Origin of the sequence: Gardnerella sp. DNF00747, from assembly GCF_049262675.1 — a bacterium.
Classification (GTDB): domain Bacteria; phylum Actinomycetota; class Actinomycetes; order Actinomycetales; family Bifidobacteriaceae; genus Bifidobacterium; species Bifidobacterium swidsinskii.
In genome coordinates this window covers 299,206-310,645 of sequence record NZ_CP058394.1, presented here as the reverse complement: position 1 = coordinate 310,645, position 11,440 = coordinate 299,206, and the positions used below count along the sequence as shown (strand labels likewise).

Genomic DNA, 11,440 nt, shown 5'->3' with positions numbered 1-11,440 from the left:
TGCGTCGCCACCACGGCACCACAAGTTTGTTATTAAGTTTTTCTATTAAGTTTTGTTATTGCCTATAAGCAATCGCTCATAAACCAAGGATGCTTATAAGCCAGTCGAAAGTCTTTTCGCCGTGACCACTCCGCTTGCGTTTCTTGCGCAAACTAGACTTTTTGACTTTCGTCCGTTTTTTCGGACGATTTTTAATCGCCTTAGCTTCCTCGAGCACAAGATCCGCACTGCTTACCGTGCTAGTCGATGAGCTTTCTGCACTTATGTCGTCACTAGTAGCAGCAGACGCATCCGCAGCAGCATCGCTCTTTTCAGTTTTCTTTTTCTTCTTTACAGGCAAACCAGCCCACCAAATGTAGCCGCCAACAATACACAAGCTTCCAAAGCAAGCAACAATCCACCACGGGAATCGCGGCACATCAGGCTTTTTACCTCGAAGTGCTTTGTCTGCCGCAGGCGTTGGCACCACGCGTTCACCAGTAACCAAAATGCGCTGCGTGTTAATGCCAAGCGGCGTACAAGTAATCAGCGTCATCAAATCCTTACCAGGAACGGCTGCAATCTTCTTCGTCTCATCAGGGTTTACAACGATCTTGTCAACAACCTTGTAGGTAAGAATCTCGTCGAAAACCTCAATCGTAAAAGTATCACCTTTTCCAACTTCATCCAGCCTGGTGAACATTTCCGCACTTGCCAAACCGCGATGCCCAGTAATCACAGAGCGCGTCCCCTTGCCGCCAACCGGAAGCGAAGTTCCACGCAAATGACCAAGACCCTTAAGCAACGTGGCATCCTCTGTGCCGTGATACACAGGCAAATCAAGATCAATTTTTTTGATTCGCAAACGAGCCATCAACCCGTCGTCGTTCACTTTCAACTGATCCCAATAATCCTGACTAGCATCCGACGTTTCGCCATGCGAAGTTGGAATATTCGTATTCGCTTCGTAAATAGCACCCGACGAAAGCTTACTGTTATACTCACGAGCGCGGCGGAGCTGCTCATGCGGAGCAGGAACCGCGTGTGTAATAAGCTTCGCATACTCTGCAGCAACTTCCGACATGTGGTATTGGCTTAGCCACATGGCGGCGTGCGGGTAAATAAGCGACGCAAACGACGCAAGCAACAGCAAAGCAGGGACTATGCAGGACTTAGAGAAGTGCCAGTTTTTGTCGTTGTTGCGCGAGTTTATTTTCGATATTCTTGGGTATCGTCTATGAGTTTTGGCTGATGTTCTTGTTCTTTGGGCTTGATGAGGCTGGAAAATTTGTGTTTGCGCAAGCTCCCGTCCTTCGTCGCTTTGGCTGTTAAAGGCTTTACTGTCTGCTTTGTTCTTAAAAGAACGTAGCTTCCTCAGTCCTCTTTTATTGCTGAACACAATTTTTCCAGCCTCTCAACATACTAAACAACAACACAAAACTCATAGACTTGTGCAAAAGTTACGCAACTGCGTGGTTTACTAAGTGCAACTAAAGTCGAAAAACTAAGCTGCGGATGGATTGGTGGTGAGTGTATTTGATATGACGTGTGCAGTAGCAATGACGCTAGTGTTCTTTAAGCAATAAATACTCAACGTCCGCAGAGCATTAATGCTAAAGTTCGCTAATCAATAAATAATCGACATTTGCAAAGCATTGGCGCAAAGCTACAGAAGCAACTTCAGCAGAGCAAAACTACAAAGCTACAAAACCACTTTTCGCAGAAGCATTGGCGCAAAGCTTCGGAAACATTTGCCGGAGAATTTCTTGCGTTTGCGCTCCAACCCGACTGCGCAACTAATCCGCTCAAACCGGTTGCACAGCTTGTTTCGAAACCAAACTGCGCAACCGGCAGAGCAAATCAGCTGGAACAATCGTCCAAGCAACTCAGCCAACGAGCGAGTTTTACTCTTGCTCCTGCTCCTTGCGACGCTTCATCACAACGTAGAAGAGCGTGCCAGCGATGCCAACAATGCCGCAAACCGTCAAAATCACCAAGCCGCGAGCACCAGTCATAGGCAATGCTGCGAGGATCTTATCGAGATCAGTTGACTGCTTGTTGTTAATAGTCTTAGTGTTATTAGTCTCAGAATTTTTAGCTGAAGTCAAATTGAAGCAATGCAACTTGTCATCAAGATTGAATCCTTCTGGAGCTACAGTTTCTACTGCGCAATAAACTTTAGTATTATCTGCGCCGTTTCCAACGAAGAACGAATCAGATGCTACACCGTCATCACCAGTTGCTGCCATTTCACGGACTTTATCATTATCTGTTACAAGCGATGTACCAGCATCAGCAACTGTCTTACCTTCAAGGTCGTTAACCTTCTTATCTTTTGCAGCTGGGTAAACCTTAAATGTAGCACCTTTCAAAGGTTTACCATCATTTTTAGCATCGTTTGTGCTTAAACCAATCTTATTGATTGTGAGCTTAGCGAAATTAGTAGTATCTCCACCTTCGTGAGGATGATTTGGATCTTCATTACATGGCTTCTCTTTCGCAGGAACGCATGGATTCTCATTTCCTTCACCAGTTGTCACGCCATCTACGTCAGTGTTCAAAAGGTTCTTAATAGCTCCAGGAGCGATTACGGAAGTTACAACAGTAGCAGTTAACTTACCACCAACTTTTGCTGAAGCCTTAGCTAAACCAGTGTCAGTAAGCTTAACGCGAATCCACTTGACGGTTTTAAGAGCACCTTCTTTTTTCAAGTCTGCTACTTTTGTAGGATTATCACCGGTTGTAGAATAAGCTTCGATCTCATAATCAGCTGCATCCAAAGTTACAGAGTTGTTTCCATCTTTATCTACAAGCTTAAGATCCTTAACTTCCTTGTAATTCAAGAAGTCTGTGTTGATTGGATCAGTGAAGGAAACATTAGTATATTTATTGCCGCCATCTTTAATAGCAGTCAGTGGTATGGAAATATCCCAGCCCATTGTAGTATTAACACCATCAATGTATGGCTTGCTTGGATCTGCTTCTGCCTTCTTAGTAACTTTACTGTCACTGACATCGTTCTTTGGATAAATCTTTAACTTGTAAATCCAACCGTGAGTTGTTGTATCTGGAAGAGGAACTGTTACAAGGAATGGGTTAACCTGCTTAGTAATCTTAACAGGCTTACTATCTTTCTTAGGCGTGCTATTAGCCAAATCTTCTTCCACATAGTACAGACTCAAATTTTGACCTAAACCAGTAAACTCAGCTTTACCAGTTCTATCGGTAGTTGCTTCATATTTGTCGATTGTTTTTTCAGAAAGCTTAAGGTTTTTAGCTGCTAACTCTTCAGTTGCAGTCTTACCATCTTGAATCAAACCTTCAATATCTTTCCAGGCTTGAGCGGTTGACAAGTCAAGAGCACTACCATCGTTTTTCATAACGCGAGTAATCTTAAACCTCACGCCTTCAATTGGTTTCTGAGTATCTGGAATGGTATGTTCTTTACCATCATTACGAGTCTGACTTTCAGGACCTTCATACTTATAAATTGTAATAGAAGTATCTTGTTTTTTGATATTTGCAGTGTTTGCACCTTCAACAGTAGCAGTTGGATTACCAGCCCACGCGATGGATCCAGCGATGCAGCAGGTACCGAGCGTGCAGGAGGCAGCTACGAGTGCCACGGCGCGTTTTAACTTTGAAGTCTGTAGACGCATATTTCCTCTCTTCAATAAATAAACTAATCGTCTTACATCTTTATTTAGGCTCAACAGCAGGTTACAAGCTAAACAAAAGGTTATGACATATTAACAATTGTGTCGTTATGACATACTGACAATTGCATTGACGACAGCATCAGTGCAAACACACAGATGCGAACGCAGAAATACAACTGCAAACTTTCATCATTTAGCTATTTTTCGCAAATTGCGCGATAACGCTCAACCGTGAGTACATATAATATTAATCGATATTTAAACGAAAAATGAGATGTAGTATAACACAGTCAAATGTTTATGTTTCTGAGCATCTACCCCCCCCCCGGTACAAAAATCGTTGAAAAACAACGGGTTTGAGGGGTGTCAAATAACCAGCTCTTTTTGTTTTTTGCGTTTTTTATTTTTTCTCAAAACTCAAACCATCGGCGTGTCGCATTGCCCTTGCTTGAAGCTGCATTGCGCGCTTCAAGCAAGCTCAATGCGGTAGCGCTTGCATAATGCGGAAAGCCCACTGGGCTTTCCACGCGCGACGACCTGCTTGAGCGCAGCGATTTAGCGCGCGAAAGCAACTCGGAACGCCGAGCTTGCTCAGAGTTGAAAGCACAGTGTGCTTTCAACGCAAGCGAGGTCTGCCTTCGTCAACAAAGACGAAGGCAGGGCAGGCTAGTGTGGCTGTGCTTTAGAAATTATGCTGGGCTTTCCACGCAAGCGCGCACACGATTGTGCTTTCTTTATATTCCTAACGAAAAGTCAACCTGTCGGAATTTCCAACAAGTTCGTTTGGAAAGTACAAGGCAAGTTGAGCGCTAAATCGCAGCGCTAAAACACGTCAACGCGCATTCGGCACAAACTCAATCCTACAAGTCGCGTTCAAAGCATTTGCAATACGATTCAAAAGCGCAATAGTCGGATTCCTCGAACCATTTTCCAACCTGCTAATATCCGACTGACTTATACCCGTCTTCTCCGACAGCTCAGCCTGAGTCAAACCAGCCCTTTTTCTCGCCATCACAAGCGACATAGTCAAGTCTCTTTCCGGCTGAAGCGCATCATACTCTTTCTTGAACTCGGGATCCTTCATAAGCTCGTCCGTGAGTTCATGCAAATCATTCATTCGCGTTTCCTGCACTGCACGCGCTCCCTGCACTGCGCACGTTCGCAGCAACTCTTGCTTTCTCTGCATTACTCGTGTTCCCCGCACTACGTGCATTTCCTGCACTGCGCACGTTCGCAGCAACTCTTGCTTTCTCTGCATTACTCGTGTTCCTCGCACTACGCACGTTCCCTGCAACTCTTGCTTTTCCTGCACTACGCACGTTCCCTGCAACTCTTGCTTTTCCTGCACTACGCACGTTCCCTGCAACTCTTGCTTTTCCATCACAAGCCCATCTTTCTATTAAAATATTCAGCCCTTCTCTGCATAGCGACCAATATTTCACTACGCGGAGTTTTCTGCTGCTTTTTAACAAATCCGTTGGTGGCAACAATGATCTTATCCGCATCAAAAAAGTATAAAATACGCACTATGTTGCTACCTAAAATAGTGCGAAGCTCAAAAATATGGTTGCCAACATGCTTACTAAGCGGCTCCCTCGCATCGTTTCCCAACATCTCCAAGCGATGCAAATCAGAAACCACCTTCGCGCGCAACTTGACATCTAAACTTTTAATAAACTCGCGTACTGGCTTATCACCATCCTTATCACTGTAAAAAATCACATCAAACAATTCCACAACCCCCTGCTTATGTTATATATAGCATAATCGCTTGTATACATCTTGTCAAAACAAGCAACCAGCAACCCTAACGCAGAAACAGTACTGCGCCAGTGTCCCAAAACAAGCAAAATCAGACACTAACGCAGAAAACACGCGCTCTCTAATTTGCAGTAATTAAAAAGACGATAGATTTTCGCTTCTACCGCCTTTTAAAGTTCATACAACTTCCTACTTTGCTCTTTGTGTATTAAATTTTCAAATTCTTATTGTTTAACATTCCAGCAAACATTGTATGATACATATCCTTAGATGATTCTTCTATTTGAGTAATACTTGATATTTTATTTCCCGCATCCTTTGATGATGCTCCACAAAGATAAAAGACTTCATTTTCTGTCCCAAAATCTAGTGCAATATATTTATCGTGGTATTTTTTATCGGATACCTTCAGATTCAGGTCTATATTAGGATAATCTTTTCTAAAATCATCTAAAATATTTTTTGTAAGCATATCTTTATTTCTTACATTATCGCTAAAAACTATGATTTGTATGTTATCTCTTGCAGCCCTTAAAAGTTCCAAAGTTTTAAGCCCTATATAGTTATCTATAACATAAATGCTTTTCTTTGCTGACTTATATATTTTTGTATAGGCAACATCTGCTTCTATCTTATCTCCATTCAGCAAAAGAAAATGCTTGTAGGTGTTACTATCTATAAAATTATCCATTACCTTTTTCAAATCTTCTTTTGTTGCCAAAGTGCTAATTTTATCGTTTATATTTGCTATTTCTTTTGAATGCTGCATTATATCATTTGTATTTTGGCTTGTTTGCAATAACAGTTGCGTCATTTCTTTTGAACTAAGAAAGTCTCTATTTTCAACAATGAAGTCTTTCATCTGCTTGAACATTCGTATTAAAGCCTTGCTCTGTTTAACTGCCAGTTCTCCCCTTAATACAGTCATAAGCATATAGATGCCCTGTTCTGTGAAAACATATGGCTTGTATTTAATGTTACTGCCTCTGCCTTGCGCTTTGTTCAAGGTCGCAAAATGCGACCTTGAAAGTTCATATACTTGCCCATCGTTCAAGGTGCCAAAACGGTACCTTGAAAGTTCATATACTTCTTCACCGGTTAATTGAAACATAAAATCGTCATCAAATTTTTCAATATTCCTTTTAACCTGTTCGTTAAATCTTTTTGTAGAGTATCCATAAATTTCAGCTAAATCCGAATCAAGCATAACTTTTTGATTTCTTATATAGTGAATCTTACTTTTAATCGTAGTTTCATCTATTATCACAATCTCTTTCTTCTCTTCTGCCATAATGCCCCCAACATTATCTAAATATCTTTCCCAATACGCCACGTACTGCGTAACTTTTACTGCGTAACTTTTTTAAATCAACTGCGCCAGCAACAAATAAACAACATCGTGCGTAGATTTATTAGTTTTTGAGCTGAATTAATAGGTAGGATGCATCTATGCTCTATTTCAGCGTCTCTTATCATACGTATCATTTCGTTGTTAGTTTTAGGCATACTACTGAAGTTATTTGAGAATACGATGAATAGACAATAAATTTATAACATTGTGGTTAAAAGGTGTTGTAGTACGATTCATGTGTTACTCATGCAGTAAGCCGACTGCGCCAGTGTCCGAAAGTAGGCAAAATCAGACACGCACGCAGAAACAGTACTGCACTAGTGTCCCAAAACAAGCAAAATCAGACACGCACGCAGTTAATGCTCGCGCAGATTGCGCGCTCGCTTGCGAAACTCGCGTTGAAAGCACACTGTGCTTTCAACTTAAGCGAGTTTCCGCTCCGAATTGCTTTCGCGCGCTACGCTCTATGCGCGAAAGCAGGTCGTCACGCTGCCCAGTAACGAAAAAACGGCATTATACGTTATTAACGCAGAAAGCATACTGTGCCAGTAACAAAAAGGAGCTTCAAGCCCGAAAGCTTGAAGCCCCATTTTTATATCAGACTAGCGTCACTCAGCTTCGTCGCCGTAATCACCCTGACCACCCTGATCATCAAGGTAATCATCTGGATTAAAGTCGTCGCCGAGCTTCATGTCGCCAAAATCAATGTTGGAGAAGTCAACATCGCCCATATCGCTCTCACCGAAGTTCGAAGGCGTGCTATCTGCACCACCCAAACCAAAGTTCGGATAAATAGAGTCACGCACCTGAGGATCCGGCTCCACGTTAGCGTTGCGGTAACGCGCCAAACCGGTACCAGCTGGGATGAGCTTACCGATAATCACGTTCTCCTTCAAGCCCTTGAGGTCATCTTCCTTCTGGCTTAAGGCGGCCTCAGTAAGCACGCGCGTAGTCTCCTGGAACGATGCTGCAGAAAGCCAAGAATCCGTAGCCAAAGAAGCCTTGGTAATACCCATAAGCTCTGGTCGACCAGCAGCAGGCTTGCCACCGTTCTTAACGGCAGCCAAGTTTGCCTCACGGAACTTTGCCTGATCCACAAGCTCACCTGGAAGAAGATCCGTATCGCCAGAATCGATCACCGTAATACGGCGAAGCATCTGGTGCACAATAACTTCAATGTGCTTGTCGTGAATATCAACGCCCTGAGAACGGTAAACGTTGTGAACTTCTTCCACAATATTCACCTGAGCTGCGCGCGGACCAAGGATTCGCAAAATCTTCTTAGGATCCACAGAACCCTCAATCAGCTGCGTACCAACGTCAACATGCTCGCCATCCTTTACCACCATTGGCGCACGACGCGTCACAGGGTAAACGATTGGCTCAACCGTAGTGTCGTCTGGAGTCAAAGTCACCTGACGACCATGGTCAGTATCCTCAACCTTCACAACGCCTGGGAACTCAGCGATTGGAGCCTCACCCTTAGGAGTACGAGCCTCGAAAAGCTCCGTAACACGAGGAAGACCCTGAGTAATATCAGAAGCCGAAGCGACGCCACCAGAGTGGAAGGAACGAAGCGTAAGCTGCGTACCAGGCTCACCAATGGACTGTGCTGCAACAATACCAACAGCCTCGCCAACATCCACGAGTCGGCTCGTAGCCAAGGACCATCCGTAGCACTTTGCGCAAACGCCGCGCTTAGATTCGCAAGTAAGCACAGAACGCGCCTTAACTTCCTCAACGCCGTGCGCAACCAAATCGCGCAAAACGTCCATAGAAAGCGCATCTCCGCACTTTGCCAAAACTGTAGTGCCGTCAGCAGGATCGAGCACGTCTGCAGCAAGCAAGCGCGAGTATGGACCGCCATCAGCAGCCTTAACAAGCGTCAAATTGCCGTTTTCGTCGCGATCAGCAATCTTCATCATAAGACCGCGCTTAGTGCCACAATCTTCTTCGCGAACGATTACTTCCTGCGAAACGTCCACAAGACGACGAGTCAAGTAGCCAGATTCTGCCGTACGAAGTGCGGTATCTGCCAGGCCCTTACGAGCGCCGTGCTGGGAGATGAAGTACTCCAACACAGACAAGCCGTCGCGGTAGTTTGACTTAACAGGTCGAGGAATAATCTCGCCCTTAGGGTTTGCCACGAGGCCTCGCATACCAGCAATCTGGCGAATCTGCATCCAGTTACCACGTGCGCCTGACTGAACCATGATGTTCACGTTGTTGTCGTCGTGGAAGTTTTCGCGCATTGCGTCTGCAACCTTGTCGGTGCATTCAGTCCACAAGTTAATCAACTCTTGACGACGTTCTTCGTCGGTAAGAAGACCCATATCGTACTGGGAGTTGATTTTTGCAGCCTGATCCTCGTAATCTTGCGCGATTTGTTCGCGATTTGGAGGAAGCACAATGTCGGAGAATGCCATCGTTACGCCAGACCAAGGAGCGCGAGTAAAGCCGAGATCCTTCAAAGCGTCGAGTGTTGCTGCAACTTGAGCTGTAGAATAGCGGGTTGCAATTTCGTCGACGATCTTAGAAAGTACGCCCTTTGGCACCTGCTCGTTTACGAACGGATAGTCGACTGGCAAAGTTCCGTTGAACAAAATGCGTCCGCAAGAAGTTGCAAACAGTACAGTTCCGTCCTTAAAACGCTCTTCGCGCACAACGTCCGGGCTGCCTGGCTCAGGGTCGACAACCTTAAGCTCAGCAGGCTCCCAATTCTTTGGCAATACGAAGTCTGCAGGAACTCGAATCAGCACCTTAGCTTGCATGTCAATCTCATGCTTGTCGAGAGCCATTTCAGCTTCAGCAAGCGAGGAGAAAATACGACCCTGACCCTTTGCTCCGTCAATTACGGTAGACAAGTAGTAAAGACCCAGAATCATATCCTGAGAAGGCATTGTAACGGTGTGACCGTCTGCTGGCTTCAAGATATTGTCGGAAGCCATCATCAAAGTGCGTGCTTCGGCTTGAGCTTCTGCAGAAAGCGGAAGATGCACTGCCATCTGGTCACCATCGAAGTCTGCGTTGAATGCTGCGCAGGCAAGTGGTGGCAGGTGGATTGCTTTACCTTCAACCAAAATTGGCTCAAATGCTTGAATACCCAAGCGGTGAAGTGTAGGTGCGCGGTTAAGAAGCACAGGATGCTCGGAAATAACTTCCTCCAAGACGCCCCAAACTTCGGAGTCGCCGCGGTCAACCAAACGCTTTGCGCTCTTCATATTCTGAGCAAAGCCCTGATCTACCAAACGCTTAATAACGAACGGCTTAAACAGCTCCAATGCCATTGGCTTTGGCAAACCGCACTGATGCATGCGAAGACTTGGACCAACGACGATTACGGAACGGCCGGAGTAATCAACACGCTTACCGAGCAAGTTCTGACGGAATCGACCTTGCTTACCCTTAAGCATGTCGGAAAGCGACTTTAATGGTCGGTTGGATGCGCCGGTTACTGGGCGTCCGCGGCGACCGTTGTCGAAGAGCGAATCGACTGCTTCCTGAAGCATGCGCTTTTCGTTATTAAGCATGATTTCAGGAGCGCCGAGCTCAATAAGTCGCTTCAAACGGTTGTTACGGTTGATTACGCGACGGTACAAATCGTTCAAATCGGAAGTTGCAAAACGACCACCATCGAGCTGAACCATTGGTCGCAAATCTGGTGGGATTACTGGAATTACGTCCAAAACCATAGCTTCTGGCTTGTTTCCAGTAGTCAAGAATGCGTTTACAACCTTCAGTCGCTTCAAAGCGCGAGCCTTGCGCTGACCGGTTCCGTTGTCGATTTCTGCGCGAAGCTCCTCTGCGGCAGACTTCAAATCGAAGTCCTGCAAACGCTTCTTAATAGCTTCAGCACCCATGCAGCCTTCGAAGTAGTCACCGTAGCGATCTTCCATCTCGCGCCACAAGTCAACGTCGCCTTCCATGTCTCCGGCACGCAAGCCCTTGAAGCGGTCGAACACGGCATTCAAACGCTGAATCTGCTCGTCGTAACGGGTGCGAATAGCAGACATTTCGCGTTCTGCACTAGCGCGCAGCTTAGATTTTGCAGCACCTTTGCTTTCGCCAGATTCTTCCAGCTCGTGCAAGTCTTCTTCAACTTTCTTTGCGCGCGCTTCAATTTCGTTATCGCGGCGCTTGCGAAGGTTGCCGATTTCGGTATCGAATTCGTCTTGCAAATCTGGAAGATCTTGATGACGCTGTTCTTCGTCGACTTTCGTAACCATGTAGGCTGCGAAGTAGATTACTTTTTCAAGATCCTTAGGTGCAATGTCGAGCAAGTAGCCCAAACGGCTTGGCACACCCTTGAAGAACCAAATGTGCGTTACCGGAGCTGCAAGCTCAATATGACCCATGCGTTCGCGGCGAACGCGGCTGCGGGTAACTTCCACGCCGCATCGCTCGCACACGATTCCCTTAAAGCGCACGCGCTTATACTTACCACACGCGCACTCCCAATCGCGAGTTGGACCGAAGATCTGCTCACCGAACAGACCGTCCTTCTCTGGCTTTAGGGTACGGTAATTAATGGTTTCTGGCTTCTTTACTTCGCCGTGGCTCCAGCTACGGATATCTTCGGCGGTGGCCAGTCCAATCCTCAGTTTGTCAAATGCGTTGACGTCCAGCACTCTTATCGTCCTGTCTCATGAAATTGTTTTCTAATGTTTCTTAATTTCTTAAAGTGTGTTCG

General features: G+C 45.5%; 6 protein-coding genes. All 6 read right to left on the bottom strand.

The window, feature by feature from the left end; translation table 11 throughout:
• Window positions 1-76: 76 nt before the first annotated feature.
• Window positions 77-1,201 (bottom strand): class C sortase, encoded by a 1,125-nt coding sequence (locus tag HXT32_RS01135; RefSeq protein WP_415693677.1) that lies wholly within the window; start codon window positions 1,199-1,201, stop codon window positions 77-79.
• 682 nt (window positions 1,202-1,883) lie between these two features.
• Window positions 1,884-3,638 (bottom strand): SpaH/EbpB family LPXTG-anchored major pilin, encoded by a 1,755-nt coding sequence (locus HXT32_RS01130; RefSeq protein WP_422118997.1) that lies wholly within the window; start codon window positions 3,636-3,638, stop codon window positions 1,884-1,886.
• Window positions 3,639-4,470: 832 nt separating this feature from the next.
• Entirely contained in the window at window positions 4,471-4,755 is a 285-nt protein-coding gene (locus HXT32_RS01125) for a helix-turn-helix domain-containing protein (protein ID WP_012914440.1), read from the bottom strand.
• Window positions 4,756-5,018: 263 nt separating this feature from the next.
• The gene (locus tag HXT32_RS01120) at window positions 5,019-5,375 is read right to left on the bottom strand and encodes a type II toxin-antitoxin system RelE/ParE family toxin (RefSeq protein ID WP_004109288.1); all 357 of its coding nucleotides are present in this window, start codon (window positions 5,373-5,375) and stop codon (window positions 5,019-5,021) included.
• 232 nt (window positions 5,376-5,607) lie between these two features.
• Entirely contained in the window at window positions 5,608-6,690 is a 1,083-nt protein-coding gene (locus HXT32_RS01115) for an ORF6N domain-containing protein (RefSeq protein WP_033888475.1), read from the bottom strand.
• Between the two features lie 668 nt (window positions 6,691-7,358).
• Window positions 7,359-11,378, bottom strand: a complete 4,020-nt coding sequence (locus HXT32_RS01110) for a DNA-directed RNA polymerase subunit beta' (RefSeq protein ID WP_422118996.1) — start codon at window positions 11,376-11,378, stop codon at window positions 7,359-7,361.
• Between the last annotated feature and the right edge of the window lie 62 nt (window positions 11,379-11,440).